Origin of the sequence: Chelatococcus composti, from assembly GCF_014201415.1 — a bacterium.
Classification (GTDB): domain Bacteria; phylum Pseudomonadota; class Alphaproteobacteria; order Rhizobiales; family Beijerinckiaceae; genus Chelatococcus_A; species Chelatococcus_A composti.
The window spans coordinates 396,853-417,647 of record NZ_JACHEH010000002.1; the positions used below are offsets into that span (position 1 = coordinate 396,853).

At 67.9% G+C, this 20,795-nt stretch carries 20 protein-coding genes; 10 read left to right on the top strand and 10 right to left on the bottom strand.

What is annotated here, in order from left to right:
• The first annotated feature begins 45 nt into the window (after positions 1-45).
• From HNQ73_RS05120 to HNQ73_RS05140, 5 genes are all read left to right on the top strand, one after another.
• A complete protein-coding gene (locus tag HNQ73_RS05120; protein WP_244649891.1) occupies positions 46-1,251 on the top strand; it encodes an ABC transporter substrate-binding protein in 1,206 nt (401 codons plus the stop codon).
• Positions 1,252-1,506: 255 nt separating this feature from the next.
• Entirely contained in the window at positions 1,507-3,453 is a 1,947-nt protein-coding gene (locus tag HNQ73_RS05125) for an ABC transporter permease (RefSeq protein ID WP_183332903.1), read from the top strand.
• Complete coding sequence (locus HNQ73_RS05130) at positions 3,450-4,220, top strand: ABC transporter ATP-binding protein (protein ID WP_183332905.1); 771 nt, start codon at positions 3,450-3,452, stop codon at positions 4,218-4,220. Before HNQ73_RS05125 ends, HNQ73_RS05130 begins: the two co-directional genes overlap by 4 nt.
• Complete coding sequence (locus HNQ73_RS05135) at positions 4,217-4,921, top strand: ABC transporter ATP-binding protein (protein WP_183332907.1); 705 nt, start codon at positions 4,217-4,219, stop codon at positions 4,919-4,921. Before HNQ73_RS05130 ends, HNQ73_RS05135 begins: the two co-directional genes overlap by 4 nt.
• 36 nt (positions 4,922-4,957) lie before the next feature.
• On the top strand, positions 4,958-5,389 hold the full coding sequence (locus HNQ73_RS05140) for a MarR family winged helix-turn-helix transcriptional regulator (RefSeq protein ID WP_183332909.1): 432 nt from the start codon (positions 4,958-4,960) through the stop codon (positions 5,387-5,389).
• Positions 5,390-5,393: 4 nt separating this feature from the next.
• Here the strand turns inward: HNQ73_RS05140 and HNQ73_RS05145 are convergent, their stop codons facing one another.
• Positions 5,394-6,590 carry an amidohydrolase family protein gene (locus HNQ73_RS05145; RefSeq protein WP_183332911.1) on the bottom strand — a complete coding sequence of 399 codons (1,197 nt, stop codon included), beginning with the start codon at positions 6,588-6,590 and terminating at the stop codon, positions 5,394-5,396.
• A gap of 137 nt (positions 6,591-6,727) precedes the next feature.
• Between HNQ73_RS05145 and fdxA the strand changes: the two genes are divergently transcribed.
• The 4 genes from fdxA (at position 6,728) to HNQ73_RS05165 (ending at position 10,752) form a co-directional block, all read left to right on the top strand.
• Positions 6,728-7,057 carry a ferredoxin FdxA gene (fdxA, locus tag HNQ73_RS05150; RefSeq protein WP_183332913.1) on the top strand — a complete coding sequence of 110 codons (330 nt, stop codon included), beginning with the start codon at positions 6,728-6,730 and terminating at the stop codon, positions 7,055-7,057.
• 143 nt (positions 7,058-7,200) lie between these two features.
• On the top strand, positions 7,201-7,974 hold the full coding sequence (locus HNQ73_RS05155; protein ID WP_183332915.1) for a ferredoxin--NADP reductase: 774 nt from the start codon (positions 7,201-7,203) through the stop codon (positions 7,972-7,974).
• A 210-nt stretch (positions 7,975-8,184) separates the two neighbouring features.
• Positions 8,185-9,549 (top strand): argininosuccinate lyase, encoded by a 1,365-nt coding sequence (gene argH / locus HNQ73_RS05160; RefSeq protein WP_183333343.1) that lies wholly within the window; start codon positions 8,185-8,187, stop codon positions 9,547-9,549.
• A gap of 96 nt (positions 9,550-9,645) precedes the next feature.
• On the top strand, positions 9,646-10,752 hold the full coding sequence (locus HNQ73_RS05165) for a site-2 protease family protein (RefSeq protein ID WP_183332917.1): 1,107 nt from the start codon (positions 9,646-9,648) through the stop codon (positions 10,750-10,752).
• 4 nt (positions 10,753-10,756) lie between these two features.
• Here the strand turns inward: HNQ73_RS05165 and HNQ73_RS05170 are convergent, their stop codons facing one another.
• Both HNQ73_RS05170 and HNQ73_RS05175 read right to left on the bottom strand, forming a co-directional pair.
• Positions 10,757-12,064, bottom strand: a complete 1,308-nt coding sequence (locus HNQ73_RS05170) for a multidrug effflux MFS transporter (protein ID WP_183332919.1) — start codon at positions 12,062-12,064, stop codon at positions 10,757-10,759.
• Entirely contained in the window at positions 12,061-12,510 is a 450-nt protein-coding gene (locus HNQ73_RS05175; RefSeq protein ID WP_183332921.1) for a MarR family winged helix-turn-helix transcriptional regulator, read from the bottom strand. The genes HNQ73_RS05170 and HNQ73_RS05175 overlap by 4 nt, the downstream gene beginning before the upstream one ends.
• A 206-nt stretch (positions 12,511-12,716) precedes the next feature.
• Here HNQ73_RS05175 and typA point away from each other — a divergent pair, with 206 nt between their 5' ends.
• A complete protein-coding gene (typA, locus tag HNQ73_RS05180; RefSeq protein WP_183332923.1) occupies positions 12,717-14,546 on the top strand; it encodes a translational GTPase TypA in 1,830 nt (609 codons plus the stop codon).
• Positions 14,547-14,604: 58 nt separating this feature from the next.
• Here typA and HNQ73_RS05185 read toward each other — a convergent pair whose 3' ends face one another.
• The 7 genes from HNQ73_RS05185 to ubiE all read right to left on the bottom strand — a co-directional run bounded on the left by HNQ73_RS05185 (position 14,605) and on the right by ubiE (position 20,722).
• Complete coding sequence (locus HNQ73_RS05185) at positions 14,605-14,766, bottom strand: hypothetical protein (protein ID WP_183332925.1); 162 nt, start codon at positions 14,764-14,766, stop codon at positions 14,605-14,607.
• A 179-nt stretch (positions 14,767-14,945) separates the two neighbouring features.
• Positions 14,946-15,932, bottom strand: a complete 987-nt coding sequence (cysK, locus tag HNQ73_RS05190; RefSeq protein ID WP_183332927.1) for a cysteine synthase A — start codon at positions 15,930-15,932, stop codon at positions 14,946-14,948.
• Positions 15,933-16,051: 119 nt separating this feature from the next.
• Entirely contained in the window at positions 16,052-16,504 is a 453-nt protein-coding gene (locus tag HNQ73_RS05195; protein ID WP_183332929.1) for an RrF2 family transcriptional regulator, read from the bottom strand.
• A 33-nt stretch (positions 16,505-16,537) separates the two neighbouring features.
• A complete protein-coding gene (gene dut / locus HNQ73_RS05200) occupies positions 16,538-16,999 on the bottom strand; it encodes a dUTP diphosphatase (RefSeq protein ID WP_373284862.1) in 462 nt (153 codons plus the stop codon).
• A gap of 11 nt (positions 17,000-17,010) precedes the next feature.
• Positions 17,011-18,213 (bottom strand): bifunctional phosphopantothenoylcysteine decarboxylase/phosphopantothenate--cysteine ligase CoaBC, encoded by a 1,203-nt coding sequence (gene coaBC, locus HNQ73_RS05205; protein ID WP_183332933.1) that lies wholly within the window; start codon positions 18,211-18,213, stop codon positions 17,011-17,013.
• A gap of 171 nt (positions 18,214-18,384) precedes the next feature.
• Entirely contained in the window at positions 18,385-19,953 is a 1,569-nt protein-coding gene (gene ubiB / locus HNQ73_RS05210) for a 2-polyprenylphenol 6-hydroxylase (RefSeq protein WP_183332935.1), read from the bottom strand.
• A 7-nt stretch (positions 19,954-19,960) separates the two neighbouring features.
• Complete coding sequence (gene ubiE / locus HNQ73_RS05215) at positions 19,961-20,722, bottom strand: bifunctional demethylmenaquinone methyltransferase/2-methoxy-6-polyprenyl-1,4-benzoquinol methylase UbiE (protein ID WP_183332937.1); 762 nt, start codon at positions 20,720-20,722, stop codon at positions 19,961-19,963.
• Between the last annotated feature and the right edge of the window lie 73 nt (positions 20,723-20,795).

Here is a 20,795-nt window from a genome sequence, read left to right on the forward strand (position 1 = left end):
TCCAGACCAGAGGGGACCGGTGCGAACAATAACGGGAGAGAGAGCATGCGGACGAGCTTGCGAAAATCGGTAGCCTTTGCAGCCCTGGCCCTTGTCACGGCCGGCAGCGTTGCCCGGGCCGAGGGCGAGATCAAGATCGGCGAGATCAACAGCTATTCGGCCCTGCCGGCCTTCACCGAGCCCTACCGCAAGGGCTGGCAGCTCGCCATCGACGAGATCAACGCCGCCGGCGGCGTCAACGGCAAGAAGCTCGTCGTCATCTCCAAGGACGACGCCGGCAAGCCGGCCGAGGCCGTGACGGCCGCCAATGAACTCGTCTCGCGCGAGGGCGTGGCGCTCATCGCCGGCACCTTCTTCTCCCACATCGGCCTCGCCGTGGCCGACTTCGCCAAGCAGAAGCAGGTGTTCTTCATGGCGGCAGAGCCGCTGACAGACGCCATGGTCTGGTCCAAGGGCAACGAGTACACCTTCCGCCTGCGGCCGTCGAACTACATGCAGGCGGCGATGCTGGCCGAGGAGGCAGCCAAGCTGCCGGCCAAGCGCTGGGCGACCGTGGCGCCCAACTACGAATACGGCCAGTCGGCCGTGGCCGTGTTCAAGGAGCTTCTCTCCAAGGCACGGCCCGATGTCGAATGGGTTGAGGAGCAGTGGCCCCCGCAGGGCAAGATCGACGCCGGCGCGGTGACCCAGGCATTGCTCGCGGCCAAGCCCGACGCCATCCTCAACGTCACCTTCGGCGCCGACCTCGTGAAATTCGTGCGCGAGGGCAACACCCGCGGCCTTTTCAAGGACCGCGCCGTCGTCAGCTTCCTCACCGGCGAGCCGGAGTATCTCGATCCGCTCAAGGACGAAACGCCCAAGGGCTGGATCGTCACCGGCTATCCCTGGTACGATATCAAGACGCCGGAGCATGACGCCTTCCTCAAGGCCTACCAGGCGAAGTTCAACGACTATCCGCGCCTCGGCTCCATCGTCGGCTACGGCACGATGAAGGCAATCGCGGCCATCCTCGCCAAGGCCGGCTCGACTGACACCGACAAGCTCATCGCCGCCGCGAAAGGCGTGGAGGTCGACACGCCCTTCGGCAAGATCGTCTTCCGTGCGACGGACCACCAGTCGACGCTCGGCGCCTTCGTCGGCAAGACCGACGTGCGCGACGGCAAGGGCGTAATGGTCGATTCCGTCTATCGCGACGGCGCCGACTACCTGCCGTCCGAGGAGGAAGTGAAACACCTGCGGCCCCAGGGCTGAGGCGGGGACGCGGAGGCAGCGCCGCAAGGCGCAGCCTTCTTAATCCGCGAGGCCGGGCGCGGCCCGAGCCTCGTTTCCAGGGAGCCGGCCGGGGTGACCCGACCGGCTCGGGAAGGGTCGGGGTCATGACGACCCGACGCTCCGCTGTCCGCGGGCCCTCCCGCTCCTCCCGTGGGGAGGCAACGAGCCAGCGTCGCTCATCCCGCGCACCCGGCGCAACGACGCCGGGCCTGACCGAACCAGAGGGTCGCGTCCGTGGAATTCTTCGTCGTCCAGTTTCTGACAGGCCTCGCCAGCGCGGCTTCCCTGTTTCTCGTCGCGTCCGGGCTGTCGATCATCTTCGGCGTCACGCGCATCGTGAACTTCGCCCATGGCGCCTTCTACATGCTCGGCGCCTACGTGGCCTACACGCTCACCGAGCGGTTCGAGGGCTTCTTCGGCTTCTGGGGCGGCATCCTTCTCGCCGCGCTCGTGGTCGCGGCCATCGGTGCGCTGCTGGAGATCGTGCTGCTGCGCCGCATCTATCGCGCGCCGGAGCTGTTCCAGCTCCTCGCCACCTTCGGCGTGACGCTGATGGTGCAGGATCTCGTGGTGATGATCTGGGGCCCGGAGGATCTCGTCGGCCCGCGCGCTCCCGGCCTGCGGGGTGCCGTTGACATCCTCGGCCTCGCCGTCCCGACCTACGACCTCTTTCTCATCGTCCTCGGCCCGCTGGTGCTCGGCGCCCTCTGGATTCTCTTCCACCGCACGCGCTGGGGTGTGCTCGTGCGCGCCGCGACCCAGGACCGCGACATGGTGGCGGCGCTCGGCGTCAACCAGACGTGGCTGTTCACCTCGGTCTTCGCGCTCGGTATCTTTCTCGCCGGCCTCGGCGGCGCGCTGCAGATTCCGCGCAACGCCGTGACCCACCTGATGGACCTGTCCATCATCGTCGAGGTCTTCGTTGTCGTCGTCATCGGCGGCCTCGGCAGCGTGCTCGGCGCCTTTATCGCCGCCGTGCTGGTCTCCGAGCTCAATGCCTTCGGCATCCTGGTCTTCCCCAAGATCTCGATTGTTCTCGTCTTCCTCGTCATGGCCTGCGTGCTGATCGTGCGGCCATGGGGCCTGCTCGGGCGTCCGGAAGGGCCCGCGCGCCAGCCGGCCGGGCTCAGCATCCGTCCCTGGCACCCGATGAGTCCCAACCAGCGCCTGCTCATGCTCGCGCTCGTCGTCGTCGCGGGCTTCGTCCCCCTCGTCGCCGGCAACTACGTGCTGACGGTGCTGGCGGAGATCGCTGTCTTCGCCCTGTTCGCGGCGAGCCTGCACTTCCTCATGACGGTGGGCGGCCTCGCCTCCTTCGGCCATGCGGCCTACTTCGGCCTCGGGGCCTATGGTGCGGCCTTCGCCACCACCATGTTCGGCGCGCCGATGGTTGCCTCACTCCTGCTCGGGCCGCTGCTGGGGGTGGCCGGCGCCATCCTCTTCGGCTGGTTCTGCGTGCGGCTGTCCGGCGTCTATTTCGCCATGCTGACGCTCGCCTTCGCGCAGATCGCCTGGTCCATCGCCTTCCAGTGGGTGGAGGTGACCGGCGGCGACAACGGCATCCTCGGCGTGTGGCCGGCGAGCTGGGCCTCGAGCCCCGCCGCCTTCTACTGGCTGGCACTCGCCGTCTCCGTCGCCGGCATCGCCGCGCTCAGGGTTCTCGTCTTCTCGCCCTTCGGCTATGCGCTCCGGGCGACACGCGACTCGGCCCTGCGTTCGGAGGCGATCGGCATTGACCGCGCCCGCGTGCAGTGGGCCGCATTCATCATCGCCGGCACCTTCGCGGGCATCGCCGGGGCGCTCTTTGCCTTCCTGAAAGGCAGCGTCTTCCCGGACAACCTCGCCATTCCGATGTCGGTCGACGGCCTCGTCATGGTGCTGCTCGGCGGCATCGAGACAGTGTCGGGCGCCGTCGTCGGTGCGGTCGTCTACAAGGCGCTCGCCATCTGGCTTGTCAGCCAGACGGACCTGTCGAAGCTCGTGCTCGGCGCCGTCATCGTCCTGCTCGTCGTCGCCTTCCCCAAGGGCATCGTCGGCTTCGCCGAAGACCTCATGGCCCGTCGCCGCGCCAGGACCGACGACGGCGGCGCGGCGCTGGCCGCGCCGGCCAAGGCCGCCCCAGCGGCGCCCGGCAGCGGCGCCGCGCCCATCGCAGCTCCCAAGATGGAGGCCGCACGATGAGCGAGCCCATCCTCGAGGTCGAGAACCTGTCGAAGTCCTACGGCGGCGTGCACGCAGTCAGAGGCGTGTCCTTCTCGCTGAGGGCTGGCGAGATCCTTGCCCTCATCGGCCCCAACGGCGCGGGCAAGAGCACCTGCTTCAACATGCTGAACGGCCAGATCAGCCGCGACAGCGGTTCGGTCCGCATCCTCGGCCGGGACACGGCCGGCATGCGCCCGCGCGAGATCTGGCGCCTCGGTGTCGGCCGCACCTTCCAGATCACCGCCACTTATCCCTCCATGACCGTGCGCGAGAACGTGCAGGTGGCGATCCTCTCCCACCACCGCGAGCTCGGCCGCCTCTTCGGCTTCGCCGGCGCGCGCCACCGCACCGAGGCGGACCGGCTGCTCGGCCTCGTCGGCATGCAGGAGCTTGCGGCGCGGCCGTGCGGCGAGCTCGCCTACGGCGACCTGAAGCGCCTCGAGCTCGCCATCGCTCTCGTCAACGAGCCGAGGCTCCTCCTGATGGACGAGCCCACCGCCGGCATGGCGCCCAAGGAGCGCGTCGACCTGATGCGCCTTACCGCAAGCATCGCGCGGGAGCAGTCCATCGGCGTGCTGTTCACCGAGCACGACATGGACGTCGTCTTCGAACACGCGGACCGGATCATGGTGCTGAACCGGGGCCAGCTCATCGCCAGCGGTACGCCAGGCGAGGTGCGCAACAACCCGGACGTCAAGGCCGTCTACCTCGGCGAAGGCAGCGTCTACGGCGGAGAGGCGGCATGAAACTCGAAATCCACAAGCTCAACAGCTATTACGGGCCGGCCCACATCCTCTTCGACGTCGACATCAGCGTCGGCACCGGCGAGGTCGTCGCCCTGCTCGGCCGCAACGGTGCCGGCAAGTCCACCACCTTCCGCTCCATCGTCGGGCTCGTGGCGCGGCGCGAGGGCCGCATCGTCTTCGACGGCGAGGACATCACCAACCGCCCGACGCACGAGATCGTGCGCCGCGGCCTCGGCTACGTGCCGGAGGACCGGCGCATCTTCACGGAGCTGACGGTGGAGGAGAACCTGATGGTCGGCGCGCAGCCCGCGCGGGACGGCGCCCCGTGCTGGACGCCCGAGAAGCTCTATACGCTCTTTCCCAACCTCGGCGAGATGCGCGGGCGCCTCGGCGGGCGCATGAGTGGCGGCGAGCAGCAGATGCTCACCATCGCGCGTACGCTGATGGGCAATCCCTCCCTTGTCCTGCTCGACGAGCCCTCGGAGGGCCTCGCCCCCAAGATCGTCGAGGAGATGGCGAACGCCATCCTCGCCATGAAGAACGAGGGGCTCAGCATCGTTCTTTCGGAGCAGAACCTGCATTTCGCGCGGCTGATCTCGGACAGGGCCTATATCATCGAAAGCGGACGTATCCGCTTCGGCGGCACAATTCGCGAGCTCGAGGAGAGCCCAGAGATTCGTGACGCTTATCTCGCAGTGTGATAGGCCGCGGCAACGACCGCCCCAACCGGAGTTTCGATGACTTCAGCCGCCTCGACACCCGCCTATGTGCTCGACGAGCAGATCGGCTTCATCCTGCGCCAGGTCAGCCAGCGCCACACGACCATCTTCATGACGCTGATGGGCGAGGATTTGACGCCGACACAGTGGGCCGCCCTCGCCAAGCTCCACCAGCTGGGACCGCTGTCCCAGAACCTGCTCGGCCGGCATACGGCCATGGACGCCGCCACCATCAAGGGTGTCGTCGACCGGCTGACGAAACGCGGGCTGACCGCGACGAGCCCCGATCCCGACGACGGCCGCCGCCTGCTCGTGGCACTGACGCCAGAGGGTGAGGCGATGGTCGAGCGTTGCCTGCCGCGGGCCATCGCCATCACCGAGGAGACGCTGAAGGAGCTGAGCGCCGCGGAACGCGCGACGCTCACCGCCCTGTTGCAGAAGATGCTCTGAGCCCTCAGTGGGCCACGATCTCCGGCACCCGCGTGGCCGGGGGCGTGTTCCGGCTGCGCTGGGTGCGCACGACACCGTCGATAATGGTCATGCCGATGCCCGGAAGGTCGCCGAGGCGGACGGAATCGAGCAGGTCCTTGCCGGCAGAATGCTGGGCCTTGTCCATCAGCACGAAATCGGCCGCCCGACCCGCCTCGATGAGACCGCAGTCGAGCTGGCGCATGCGCGCCGTGTTGCCCGTCGCGAAGCAGAAGGCAACTTCCGCCGGCACGTCGCCAAGCGAGGACAGGAGCGAGATCATGCGCAGGATGCCCAGCGGCTGCACGCCCGACCCTGCCGGCGCATCCGTGCCGAGGATGACGCGGTTGAGCTCGCCCATCTCCCGGGCGATGCGCAGGGTGTAGAGGGCTGCCCGCTCGTTGCCGTTGTGCACCAGCTCGAGACCCCGCTTGCAGCCCTCGCAGATGCAGCGGATCTGGTCGTCCGGCAGGGCCGTGTGGCCGCCGTTGATGTGGCCGACGACATCCGTGTCCGCCTCGAGCACCACATCCTTGTCGATGAGGCCTGAGCCGGGAATGGACGGCCCGCCGGTATGGATGGTCGACTGGATGCCGTACTTGCGCGCCCAGGCCACCATCTTGCGCGCCGTCGGCCCGTCCTTGACGCCACCGAGGCCGACCTCGCCGAGCAGCTTCACGCCGGCATCGGCCAGATCCTTGAAATCCTGCTCCGTCATGTCCGGCTCGATGCAGGGAGCACCGGCATGGATCTTCACGCCGCTCGGGCGGAAGGCGGAAAAGGTACGCTGGGCGTAGATTGCCATAGCCTTGAGGCCGACGACGTCGCGCGGCCGGCCGGGCGTATGCACCTCGCCCGCCGAGATCATGGTGGTGACGCCGCCGTGCAGGTTGCTCTCGATCCAGTTGAGCTGCTGCTGGCGCGGCGTCCAGTCGCCGGCGACGGGGTGGACGTGGCTGTCGATGAGGCCGGGCGTCAGCACCGTGCCGTTGGCGTCGATCACCTGGCTCGCGCCCTCGGTATCGACATCCTTCTCATACCCGACGGCAGCAATCCGCCCGTCGACCGCGACCACCGTGTCGCCATCGAGGATCGGCCGCTCGAGATCGCCGCTCAGGATCAGGCCGATGTTGCGGATGACGAGCTTGCCCTTTCCACCCTGCTGTACCGCGTCGTGCGCCATGGTTCCCTCTCTCTCCGTGTGCCTCGGCCGACCCCTCACGGCCTGTGCCGCGACCCGATTGACAAGCCGGATCAGCCGCATTAATTTGTTAGTATACAAACAATTATGAGGCGAGCAAGAGCCCTCCGGAGGTTCGCATGCCCTATGTCGTGACCGATGGCTGCATCCGTTGCAAGTACCAGGATTGCGTCGAGGTGTGCCCGGTCGATTGCTTCTACGAAGGGGAGACGATGCTCGTCATCCATCCCGACGAATGCATCGACTGCGGCGTGTGCGAACCGGAATGCCCGGCCGAAGCCATCGTCCCCGATACGGACCCGCGTGCCGAGCGGTGGGCACCGATCAATGCCAAGTATGCCGCGATCTGGCCCAATATCACCGATAAGGGCCCGGTGCCGGACGACGCCGACGCCTGGAAGGGCGTTCCCGACAAGGAGAAATTCCTGTTTAGTGCGGAGGAAATGTAAAATCTTGCAATTCCGCGAGCGATTGCGCAAATAGAGGCTGTGACCCCTTTTCCCTCGTGCGGCGCCCCGTTATGGAAGGCGCGGCCCTTAACCCCGCGGCACCGACCGCAACGAAGATCCCCCGGGAGCATGGACGAGAAGCCATGAGCAACTTCAACCAAGAGCGCGTCCTCAGCGTGCATCACTGGACGGACACGCTGTTCTCCTTCACGACGACGCGCGATCCCGGCTTCCGCTTCAAGAACGGCCAGTTCACGATGATCGGCATCGAAGTGGACGGGAAGCCGCTCCTCAGGGCCTACAGTGTCGTCAGCCCGAACTACGACGAGAAGCTGGAGTTCTTCTCCATCAAGGTGCCAGACGGGCCGCTGACCTCGCGCCTCCAGCACCTCAAGGAGGGCGATCCCATCATCGTTGGCCGCAAGGCCACCGGCACCCTGGTGCTGGACAACCTGATGCACGGCCGCAACCTCTACCTGCTCGGCACCGGCACCGGCCTTGCCCCCTTCCTCAGCCTCATCCGCGACCCGGAGACCTACGAGCGCTTCGAGAAGGTCATTCTCCTGCACGGCTGCCGCCAGGTGGCGGAGCTGGCCTATGGCGAGCTCATCACGCGCGACCTGCCGCAGGACGAGTACCTCGGCGAGGAGGTCCGCCAGAAGCTCATCTACTATCCGACCGTGACGCGCGAGCCCTTCCGCAACCGCGGCCGCATCACCGACCTCATCACGACCAAAAAGCTCTTCAACGACATCGGCCTGCCGCCGCTCGACACCGAGAACGACCGGCTCATGCTCTGCGGCAGCCCGCAGATGATCCGCGACCTCAAGAACATCCTTGAGGAGCGCGGCTTCATCGAGGGCAACCACGGCGAGCCGGGCCATTTCGTCATCGAGAAGGCCTTCGTCGAGCGCTGAGCCCCCTGTTCCGCACGAACTCTTCCTCCCACCCTTCAGACGCGACAGGTGAACCCCTGCCGCGTCTTTTCTTTCGCCCCAGCCACCGCGCCTTGCTCCCCGCGCCCTGCTGCCCTATGACGCGCCAGTGGCGTGAACGCTGGAAAAAGAGCAAGCGAGGCGACAGTGAGCGGCAAGCCGACGAACGGGCAGAACAAGAACGCCAACGCGATGTGGGGCGGGCGCTTCGCCTCCTCGCCGAGCGCACTCATGGAGGCCATCAACGTCTCCATCGGTTTCGACAAGCGCCTCGCCGCGCAGGACATCCGCGGCTCCATCGCCCACTCCGACATGCTGGCCAAGCAGGGCATCATCACGGAGGAGGACCGCGACGCCATCCACGACGGGCTGAAGCGCATCCTCGAGGAAATCGAGAGCGGCCAGTTCACCTTCTCGACGGCCCTCGAAGACATCCACATGAACGTCGAGGGCCGTCTGCGCGACCTCATCGGGCCGGCCGCCGGCCGCCTGCACACGGCCCGCAGCCGCAACGACCAGGTGGCGACCGACGTGCGCCTGTGGGTGCGCGAGGCGCACGACCGGGCCGACGCGCAGATCACCAACCTGATGGACACCCTGCTGACCCAGGCGGAGGCCCATGCCGACACGGTGATGCCCGGTTTCACCCACCTGCAGAGCGCCCAGCCCGTCACCTTCGGCCACCATCTCATGGCCTACGTCGAGATGCTGGGGCGCGACCGCTCGCGCATCCGCGACTCGCGCAAGCGCCTCAACGAGTGCCCGCTCGGCGCCGCTGCCCTCGCCGGCACCTCCTTCCCCATCGACAGGCATGCGACGGCCGAGGCGCTGGGCTTCGACGGGCCGACCCGCAACTCGCTCGATTCCGTCTCCGATCGCGACTTCATCCTCGAATATTTGTCGATCGCCGCGATCTCGGCCGTGCACCTGTCGCGCCTCGCGGAAGAGATCGTTATCTGGATGACGCCGCAGTTCGGCTTCGTGCGCCTGTCGGACCAGTGGACGACCGGCTCCAGCATCATGCCGCAGAAGAAGAACCCCGACGCGGCCGAGCTGGTGCGCGCCAAGACCGGACGCGTCATCGGTTCGCTGGTAGCGCTGCTGACGGTGATGAAGGGCCTGCCGCTCGCCTATTCCAAGGACATGCAGGAGGACAAGGAACGCCTCTTCGACGCCGCCGACACCTACGAGCTCGTTCTTGCCGCCGTCTCGGGCATGATCGCAGATATGAAGCCCGTGCCGGAGCGCATGGCCGCGGCCGCGGGCGCCGGCTTTGCCACGGCGACCGATCTCGCGGACTGGCTGGTGCGCTCGCTCGGCATGCCCTTCCGCGACGCGCACCACGTCACCGGCCGCCTCGTCGCCGAGGCGGAGCAGCGCGGTTGCGGCCTGGAGGACCTGCCGCTCGATGTGATGCAGGCGGTCGAGCCGCGCATTACGGACGCGGTCTACGGCGTGCTCGGCGTGGAGAACTCCGTCCGTTCGCGCACGAGCTTCGGCGGCACGGCGCCGGACAACGTACGCGCCCAGGTCGCCTGGTGGCGCGCCCGGCTCTGAAGCGCGCCGGACGGCCCTGAACCCTTTGGCCGCATGGCGCGAGGGCCCCGCTTCATGCTTTGTTGTGGTGAAGCATGAAGCGGAGGTCCCATCCCCATGCCCTGGTCGATTCACGTCGGCACGATTGCTGGAACCGCGGTTCGCATCCACGTCACCTTCCTTCTCTTCCTGGCGTGGATCGGCTTCGCGCAATGGCGCATCGGCGGGCCCGCGGCGGCGGCCGACAGCGTCCTCTTCATCGCGCTGCTGTTCCTTTGCGTGCTGGCGCACGAGTTCGGCCACGTCCTCGCCGCCCGGCGCTACGGCGTGCGCACACCGCACATCACGCTCTTTCCCATCGGCGGTGTGGCGAGCCTCGAGCGCATCCCGGAGAAGCCGCGCGAGGAGCTGATCGTCGCCGTGGCGGGCCCGGCGGTCAATGTCGTCATCGCCCTCGTCCTCATCGTCCTCCTCGGTGCGACCGTCGACGTCACGGACATGACGCGGCTCGAGGACCCGCGCGTCAGCCTGATCGCCCGCCTCGCCGGTGCCAACGTCGTCCTTGTCCTCTTCAACCTCATTCCCGCCTTCCCCATGGACGGCGGGCGGGTGCTGCGGGCGATCCTCGCCATGCGCCTCGGCTTCTCGCGCGCGACGCAGCTCGCCGCAACGATCGGCCAGGGCTTCGCCTTCCTGCTCGGATTTGCGGGGCTGTTCCTCAACCCGCTGCTGATCTTCATCGCCATCTTCGTCTATCTGGCCGCCTCCTCCGAGGCCGAGCACGTCGCCTTCCGCGACGTCACCCGCGGCCTGCCCGTCGGGGAGGCGATGATGACGCAGTTCGAGGTTCTCGGTCCGCAGAGCTCACTCGATGATGCCGTCGAGACGATGATCCGCACGGCGCAGAAAGAATTTCCGGTCGTCGACGGCGCCGGGCGGCTGCGCGGTATCCTCACGCGCGATGCGCTCGTCATGGCGCTCCGAAACCATGGCGCCGCCGCGCCCGTCATCGAGGTGATGAACACGGATGTGCCGACGATCCACTATCGCCAGCCGCTCGAGGCCGCCTTCCGCAAGCTCAACGAAGCCAAGGCCCCGGCGCTCGGCGTGCTCGACAGCAGCGACAGGCTCGTCGGCCTGCTCACGGCCGAGAACATCGGCGAGATGATGCTGGTGCGCGCCGTGCAGCCGCAATGGCGTTTCGGCGCCCGCCGGCGCGCCTGAGGCGTCAGCCGCGGGCCTCGTCCCGCAGCGTCGCCTCCTCGGCATTGCTGCCGACGACGGCGGCCGGTTCAGCCGCCGCCCTGGCGTTCCCCGCCGCGGGCGTGGCAGCGCGCAACGGGCGCGGCGCCAGCCCCGCATGGACGGCCACGGCGCCGATGGCCATGAGGGGCAGGACGGTCGTCATGGCGACGAAGGGATCACTGAAGAACGCGGCCCCGACGGCAGAGCCGACGAGCCCGCCGCCGATCTGCATGAAGCCCGTCATGGCAGCGGCAGCTCCGGCGATATGCGGGAAGCCGGCGAGCGCGTTGGTCGTGACGCCGGGCATGACGAGCGCGATACCGAAGGCCCACAACGCCACCGGCGTCATGACGGTGGCGAAGCTGGGCGGATAAAGCCTCAGCACCACGCCGAACCCCACGGCGGCGCAGATCGAGAAGACGAGGCCGACCGCGATGAGGCGGCTCGCCTCAAACCGCCGCAGCAGCCGCCCGACGATCACCGTGCCGAGCGTATAGGCCCCCGTCTGGCACAGCATGGACAGGCCGAACATCGTCGGCGTCAGGCCCACGCGGTCGATCATGACGAAGGGCAGCATGGAGGCGAGGGTGTAGAGCCCGCCGGTGACAAGGCCGAGCACGAGGCCCGCGCGCAGGAACCGCCGGTCGCGCAGCAGCGTGCCGTAGCTTCTGAGCATGCGCGAGGGGTGCGCCAGCGCCCTGTCGGGGGAAAGGTTCGTCTCGCGTGTCGCCAGCATCAGCGTGACAACCACGGCGATGCCGTAGACGACCATGATGACGAAGAGGGCATGCCAGCCGAAGGCGCTTGCCGTCAGGCCGCCAAGCGTCGGCGACACGGCCGGACCGACGGCAAGCATAAGGCCGATGAGGTTCAGGATGCGAGCCGAGGTCTGGCCCGTGAACTGGTCGCGCACCATGGCGCGCGAGATGGCTACGCCCGCCGCCACGCCGACGCCCTGCAGCGCCCGGCCGACGAGCAGCCAGCCGATGCTCGGCGACCAGGCGGCCACGAGGCTGCCGGTCAGGTAGACGGAAAAGAAACCGATCGCGACCGGGCGCCGCCCGTATGCATCCGACAGCGGCCCGCAGACGAGCTGCGCGAAAGCGAAGCCGAAGAAATAGACCGTCAGCGTCAGGTTGACCGCCGCCGGCGTCGTGTCGAAGGCACTGACCAGTGCCGGCATGGCCGGCGTGTAGAGCGCCAGGCTGACCGGCCCGAGCGCCACGATGAAGGCGCCGATGACGGCCGTGCGCATCTCGCTCATCAGCGGCGTGGCGGTCGCCGGCCTCATACCTCTTCCCCGCTGCGAATGGACAGATTGCTGCGCATGCGGTCGAGCAGCCGGCGCATCGTCTCGATCTCCTCCGGCGTGAAGTTGCGCGTTGCCTCCTCGCGCGTGCGCGTCAGCACGACCTTGATCTCCTCGACGAGCGGCTGCGCTGCCGGCGTGAGCCGCACCGTCTTGGCGCGCCTGTCTTCGGGGTCGGCCTCGCGCACCACGAGCCCGCGCCCCTCCAGCCGATCGATGAAGCCGACGAGCGTCATGGGCTCCACGCTCATGCGCTCGGCAAGCTGGCTCTGGCGGATGGGCCCGAAATGGCTGACGAAGACGAGCGCCCGCGCCTCGCCGGGCGTCAGGCCGAGGCCCGCCTCCTCAAGCGCGCGGTCGACGCGCGCGCGCAGAAGGCGCGCCGCATCCGTCAGAAGGAAGCCGAAGGTCGAAGGGCCGCTTTTCATGGATCCCCTTAATATAAGGGCGCCTTATTAAAACGCCCATGTTTGAGCGTCAAGGCTGTTGCGCTGCAACAGACTTTCCGTTGCCGTCAGACGCACATGGCATTATAGGAACCGCGTGCCAACGCGCGTAGGCAGCGCGCGCTGTCTCATCCGCTTCGCAATTTCGTGTCATGAGCCGGGCCCCATCCGCCGCGGCAGGAGTTTTCATGCAGCTGCGCAACATCGCCATCATCGCCCACGTCGACCACGGCAAGACGACCCTCGTGGACAAGCTGCTCGCGCAGTCCGGCGCCTTCCGCGAGAACCAGCGCGTGGCCGAGCGCGTGATGGATTCGAACGACCTGGAGAAGGAGCGCGGCATTACCATTCTTGCCAAGGCGACGTCGGTCGTCTGGAAGGACACGCGCATCAACATCGTCGACACGCCCGGCCACGCCGACTTCGGCGGCGAGGTGGAGCGCATCCTCAACATGGTGGATGGCGCCATCGTGCTCGTCGACGCGGCCGAAGGCCCCATGCCGCAGACGAAGTTCGTGGTCGGCAAGGCGCTCAAGATCGGCCTGAGGCCGATCGTCGCCATCAACAAGGTCGACCGCCCGGATGCGCGCCCGCAGGAGGTGATCAACGAGGTCTTCGACCTCTTCGCAGCCCTCGACGCCACCGACGAGCAGCTCGACTTCCCCATCCTCTACGGCTCGGGCCGCGACGGCTGGATGGCCACCTCGCCCGAGGGGCCGAAGGAGAACGGCCTCGCCCCGCTCTTCGACCTGGTGCTCGATCACGTCCCGCCACCGAAGGTGGAGGAAGGCCCCTTCCGCATGCTCGGCACCATCCTGGAGGCCAACCCCTTCCTCGGCCGCATCGTTACCGGCCGCATCACGGCCGGCCAGGTGAGGCCGAACCAGGCCGTCAAGGTTCTCGACCGCGACGGCAAGGTCATCGAGCAGGGCCGCGTGTCGAAGATCCTCGCCTTCCGCGGCATCGAGCGCCAGCCGATCGAGGTGGGCGAGGCAGGTGACATCGTGTCCATCGCCGGCCTCGAGAAGGGCACCGTGGCCGACACCTTCTGCGCGCCCGAGGTCGACACGCCCCTGCCGGCGCAGCCGATCGACCCGCCGACCGTCACCATGACCTTCCTCGTCAACGATTCGCCGCTCGCCGGCACCGAGGGCGACAAGGTGACGAGCCGCATGATCCGCGACCGCCTGTTCAAGGAGGCCGAGGGCAACGTCACGCTGAAGATCGAGGAATCGCCCGACAAGGACTCCTTCTTCGTCTCCGGCCGCGGCGAGCTGCAGCTCGCCATCCTCATCGAAACCATGCGTCGTGAGGGATTCGAGCTGGCCGTTTCACGCCCGCGCGTCGTCTTCAAGAAGGACGAGGCCACCGGCGCGACGCTTGAGCCGATCGAGGAGGTCGTCATCGACGTCGACGAAGAGCACTCGGGCGTCGTCGTGCAGAAGATGTCCGAACGCAAGGCGGACATGATCGAGATGCGCCCGTCGGGCGGCAATCGCCTGCGCCTCGTCTTCCACGCCCCGACGCGCGGCCTCATCGGCTACCAGTCGGAGCTGATGACGGACACGCGCGGCACGGCCATCATGAACCGGCTGTTCCACTCCTACGCCCCCTACAAGGGCGAGATCCCCGGCCGGCGCAACGGTGTCCTCATCTCGAACGACGCCGGCGAGGCCGTGGCCTATGCGCTGTGGAACCTGGAGGACCGCGGCCCGATGATGATCGAGCCCGGGTGCAAGGTCTATCAGGGCATGATCGTGGGCGAGCACACGCGCGACAACGACCTCGAGGTCAATGTGCTCAAGGGCAAGAAGCTCACCAACATCCGCACCACGTCCAAGGACGAGGCCGTCCGCCTGACGCCGCCGATCCGCATGACCCTGGAGCGGGCGCTTGCCTGGATCCAGGACGACGAGCTGGTGGAGGTGACGCCGAAATCCATCCGCCTGCGTAAGATCCTGCTCGACCCCAACGACCGCAAGCGCGCCGAGCGCGCCAAGGAAGCGGCGGCAGGCTGACGCCGGACAGCGAAAAGGGCGCCTCAGGCGCCCTTTTTTGTGGCCCGGCGGTCTTGCCTCACATCTCCGGGCCGATGCTCGCTTCCGGCCCCGGGATGACCGCGACATGCTCGCTGGCACCGCGCAGCAGCTTCACCGCCGAACGGGGCATCCGGTCCTGCGTCGCATAGGCCGCGGCGAAGAAGACGAACATCGAGAGGAGGGCGAGGCGGCGGTACATCGTTCGGCTCCCGGTGCCCGGCGCCGCATCGGCGCTTCAGGCCGGGATAATCTGCGCCGGGCCGGATTTGGCCGGCGTGCGCCCCCGCACGTGGCGGACAGCCGGAGCCGAGAAATGAAAAGTGCGGCCACATGGGCCGCCCCCGCTCTTGCCATTCCCCCACGGGCAAATGAGCCGCCTCACAGCCCCTCGAACAGCGCCGTCGACAGATAGCGCTCGGCGAATGAGGGGATGATGATGACGATGTTCTTGCCGGCGCTCTCCGGACGGGCTGCGATCTCGAGCGCCGCGGCCACCGCCGCGCCGGAGGAGATGCCGACCGGGATGCCTTCGAGCCGGGCCACGAGGCGCGCCGTGTCGAAGGCCGTCTGGTTGCCGACCGTCACCACCTCGTCGATCACCGAGCGGTCGAGCACCTGCGGCACGAAGCCCGCGCCGATGCCCTGGATCTTGTGCGGGCCGGGCTGGCCGCCGGACAGCACGGGCGAATCCTCGGGCTCCACCGCCACGACGCGCAGCGAAGGCTTGCGCGGCTTCAGCACCTGGCCAACGCCCGTGATGGTGCCGCCGGTGCCGACGCCGGCGACGAAGATGTCCACCTCGCCGTTGGTGTCGTTCCAGATCTCCTCGGCGGTGGTGCGCCGGTGGATCCCCGGGTTGGCCGGGTTGGCAAACTGCTGCGGAATGATGGCGCCGGGGATCTCGTTCTTCAGCTCCTCAGCGCGGTTGACGGCGCCGCGCATGCCCTGTGGACCAGGCGTGAGCACGAGCTCGGCTCCCAGCAGCGCGAGCATCTTGCGCCGCTCGATCGACATCGTCTCCGGCATGACGAGGATAAGGCGGTAGCCGCGCGCGGCCGCCACGAAGGCCAGCGCGATGCCCGTGTTCCCCGACGTCGGCTCGATCAGCGTCGCGCCCGGCTTGATGATGCCGCGCTGCTCGAGATCGTCGATCATGCTGACGCCGATGCGATCCTTCACGCTCGCGATCGGGTTGAAGAACTCCAGCTTGGCGAGGAGGTTGGCCTTGACGCCCTTCTCCCTGGCCAGGCGGTCGAGCCGCACCAGGGGCGTGTCACCGATCGTCTCAGTGATGGAATTGTAGATGCGCCCGCGGCCGGGCACGCGCTGCGTGTCGGCGGCGGATTTGGCGGCTGGTTCGGCCATGGTCTCGACTCCACCCTTGTGCCGGCCTGCCGCGAAACCAGGGGCAGGCCCGACGATTGAACCTCAGCCCCGATAGCATATTTACAAAAAGATTGTCGATATATTAGTATATTTACATTCTATATTGTGAAATCGACCGACGACGGCACCTGCCCGAAAACCTTCGCCTCCTCGGCGCGACGGCACAGGTCCTCCACCGTCGAATTGTCCAGAACCTCGAGAAAGGCCTCGCCCGCCTTGCGCACCACCGGCCCGACCACCAGGTCGACGAGGGCCGAGTCCGGCACAGGCGGCATCGATTCCTCGGACGACGTCGCCATGGCCGCCCGCACGATCTCACCGGCCGTGATGCGGCGGCGCTCGCGCGCAAGCTCGTAACCGCCGCGCGGTCCCCGCACCCCCTTGAGGATGCCGGCCCGCACCAGCTGCTGCAGCACCGTCTCAAGATGGCGGGGCGGCAGGTTGTGACGGGCCGCGAGCAGCTTCGCCGCAACCGGGCTCGGCCGGGCGTGGATGGCCACGTCCACCACGGCGGCAATGGCGAGCAAGCTGCGCCGGGACAGCAGGATCATTGTCGTCGTTCCTCTTCGTCTGCCTCTCGCGGGTCACACACCCGTCGATCCAAACCCGCCGGCACCACGCTCCGTAGCGCCGAGCCGGTCGACCTCCACGAGCAAAGCCTGCCGCACGGGGGCGACGACCAGCTGTGCGATGCGCATCCCGCGAGCAACCACAAAATCGGCTGAACCTGTGTTGATCAGAATAACACCTATTTCGCCGCGGTAATCCGCGTCGATGGTCCCCGGCGCGTTGAGAACGGTCACGCCGTGCTTCAGTGCGAGGCCCGAGCGCGGCCGCACCTGCGCCTCGTATCCGGGGGGCAGAGCCATGGCGAAGCCGGTCGGCACGAGCGCGCGGCTGCCGGGTCGCAGGGTGATCGGAGCGTCGGCCGGTACAGCCGCCATGAGGTCGAGCCCCGCGGCCTGGCTCGTCTCGTAGCGCGGCAGGGGCAGGTCTCCGGCATGCGGCAGGCGGACGATCTCCACGATGGGATCGGCAGGTGACATCGATGTCATCGTCATCCCTTCGGCAAGGCAGCGGCGATGCGCGCCACCAGCCGGCGCGCCACCTCGTCCTTGTCCATGGTCGGCCAGTCCTCGACCCCCTCGGCGGTGACGAGATGCACCGTGTTGTGCCGACCGCCCATCACCCCCGTTCCGGGGCGAACGTCGTTGGCGACGATCCAGTCGCAGCCCTTGCGCAGGCGCTTCTGGCGGGCATGCTCCACCACGTTCTCCGTCTCAGCTGCAAAGCCGACGACGAGCTGCGGCCGCCCGTCAGTCCGCTGCGCGATCGTGGCGAGGATGTCGGGGTTCTCGACAAGGGCGAGCTGGGGAACGCCCTTGCCCGTCTTCTTCATCTTCTGGGTGGCTTCGCCGGCCGTGCGCCAGTCCGCCACCGCAGCGGCGAAGACGGCGGCATCGGCCGGCAGCGCCGCCTCGACCGCGGCCAACATCTCCCGCGCGGTCTCGACGGCCACCGTGGTCACGCCAGCCGGAGGAGCAATAGAGACAGGGCCGGACACGAGCGTCACCCGCGCGCCGGCAGCCGCGGCAGCGGCAGCGATGGCATGCCCCTGCCGCCCCGAGGACCGGTTGGCGATGTAACGCACTGGGTCAATCGGCTCGTGCGTCGGCCCGGAGGTCACGAGGACATGGCGGCCGGCAAGCGGCAGATCCCGGCCGCCGAGCAGCCGCTCGATGGCGGCAACAATCTCCAGCGGCTCGGCCATGCGACCGGGCCCGAACTCACCGCGCTCGGCCATCGCCCCCTCGTTCGGCCCGACCACGGCGACGCCATCAGCCTCGAGAAGGGCCATGTTGCGGCGCGTCGCCGGGTGCTGCCACATCCGCGGGTTCATCGCCGGGGCGACGAGAACAGGCTTGTCGGTGGCCAACAGCGCTGTGGAGGCGAGATCGTCGGCATGGCCACCGGCCATTTTGGCAAGAAGGTCGGCCGTTGCCGGCGCAACGACGACGAGATCGGCCGAGCGCGACAGTTCGATGTGGCCGATGTCCGCCTCGTCGGTCAGCGAGAACAGATCGGTGAAGACGCGTTCGCGCGACAGGGCGGAGACTGACAGCGGCGTGATGAACTCGGCGCCGGCCGTGGTCAGGATCGCGCGCACACCGTAACCACGCTCCTTCAGGCGGCGGATGAGGTCCAGCGACTTGTAGGCCGCGATGCCGCCTCCGATGATAAGAAGGATCCGCTTGCTCACGCGCCGCTCCCGTCGAGGATCGCTCCGGCGCCGGGCGCTTCGGCGAGCAAGGCCGGCGCGGCGCGACCGCAAACTAGCGCGTCGTGCATCGTACGCAAACGATTCAGCGCCGCAGGGGGCCCCCCGGAACGGAAATGGAGTATCAACCTTAACGTGCAGGCCGGCAAGAATTCAGCCACCGAGCCACATCGCCGCCAGGATGGCGGCGATAACCCAGAGCGCGAGATTGCCCCAGCGGGCGCGGCGGGCCTCGGCGCGACCGATATCCGCCACGCTCTCCGGCGCGAGCAGGAAGCCGCGTTCACTCGCGATCTCGAGCTGCTCGAAGATGCGCTCGCCGCGGTTGAGGATCGACGGCAGATGGGCGGCGAAACCGGCGAGCGAGACGGCGCCGCGGCCGGCCTCCTCCAGGCGGCCGACAGGGCCGAGGTTGCGCTCGATCCATTCGCGCACGACAGGATCGGCTGTCGACCACATGTCGAGCCGCGGGTCGAGCGAGCGCGCCACACCCTCGACCACCACCATGGTCTTCTGCAGCATGACGAGCTCGGTGCGCGTGTTCATGTCGAACAGCGCCGTGATCTCGAAGAGCAGCGTCAGGAGCTTCGCCATCGAGATCTCGTCGGCGCGCCGGTCGTGGATCGGCTCGCCGATCGCCCGGATGGCCTGGGCAAAGTCCGCCACGCTGTGGTGCCGCGGCACGTAGCCTGCCTCGAAATGCACCTCGGCCACGCGGCGGTAGTTGCGCGTGATGAATCCGAGCAGGATCTCGGCGAGGAAGCGCCGCTCCTTGTGGCCGAGCCGGCCCATGATGCCGCAGTCGACCGCGACAAGGCGCCCCTGCGCATCGACAAAGAGGTTGCCGGGGTGCATGTCGGCGTGGAAGAAGCCGTCGCGCAAGGCCTGGCGCAGGAAGGACTGGATGACCGTGCGCGCCAGCGCCTCGCGGTCGTGGCCGGCGGCGACGAGCGCCGCCATGTCCGACAGCGGCGTGCCGTCCACCCACTCGCTCGTCATGACGTCGCGGGCGGTGAGATCCCATTTCACTTCCGGCACGCGGAAGTCGGCGTCATCGCGCGTGTTCTCGCCAAGCTCGGACAGCGCCGCCGCCTCCAGCCTGAGATCCATCTCCATGGCGACGGACCGCGCCAGCGTCTCCACCACCTCGATGGGCCGCAGGCGACGCATGGCGGGAAACAGACGCTCGGCCATGGCGGCGGCGAAACGCATGGAGGCAAGATCACGCGCGAAACGCTCACGCACACCGGGCCGCAACACCTTGACCGCCACCGTCTGCGCATTTTCGCCCTCGCCAATGCGCGCCTTGTGCACCTGCGCGATCGAGGCGGCGGCGATCGCCGGACCGAACTCGCTGAACAGCTTGTCGATCGGCATGTCGAAGGAGGCCTCGATGGTGCGCACGGCCTCCTCGCGCGGAAAGGGCGGCAGCCGGTCCTGCAGGGTCTCGAGATCCGCCGCGGCGCGGACGCCGACGACGTCGGGGCGCGTCGCCAGGAACTGGCCGAACTTGACGTAGGACGGCCCGAGCCGCGTCATCGCCGCCGCCAGGCGCGAGCCGCTCTCGCGCGCGCCGCGCCGCTCGATGGTGCGGGCGAGGGTGATCAGGAGGCGGATCGCCGGCGGCAGCGGGGCGACGTCGGCGAGGGAGAGCGCCCCCTCGCGCGCCAGCACGAAGCCGACGCGGGCGAGCCTGAAGCAGTGGACGAGCGCAGAGATCACGACCGCCTCAGATCTTCCAGCCGGAATGCAGGGCGACGATGCCGCCCGTCATCGGCCGGGCCGTGACACGGGCGAAGCCCGCCTTCTCGATCATGCCTGCGAAAACGCGGGCATTGGGGAACTTGCGGATCGATTCGACGAGATAGCGATAGGGTTCGCCATCCCCTGTCACCACGCGGCCCATTGCCGGAATGACGTTGAATGAATAGGCGTCGTAGATTGCGTCGAGCACGGGCACGTCGACGCGGCTGAACTCGAGGCAGAGAAAGCGGCCGCCGCGCCTGAGCACACGATAGGCCTCCGCGAGGGCGAGTTCGATGCGCGGCACGTTGCGAATGCCGAAGGCGATCGTGTAGGCGTCGAAGCTGCCGTCCGGAAAGGGCAGGCTCTCGGCATTGCCTTGGACGAACTCGATCTCGCCCTTGTTGCGGCGCGCCGCAGCCCGGTCGCGCCCCACGGCGAGCATGTCGCCGTTGATGTCGAGCACGGTGACCTTGGTCTGCGGCCCGCCGGCGTCACTGACGCGGAAGGCGACGTCGCCCGTGCCGCCAGCCACGTCGAGATGACGAAAGGGCCGGTGCCACGGCGGACGCAGCATGGAGACGAGTGCATCCTTCCACGCCCGGTGCAGGCCGACCGACATGAGGTCGTTCATCAGGTCGTAGCGGCTGGCGACCTTGTGAAAGACATCATCGACGAGGCGCTGCTTGTCCGCCAGGCGGACATTGGTGAAACCGAAATGCGTGTTGTCGTCTGGCGCTGCCGTCATCGTCCCACCCCTTCGAACGCCGGGACCATAGCCCGGCCGGCGCGGACGCGCCATGGCACGACGCGTCGCGCCC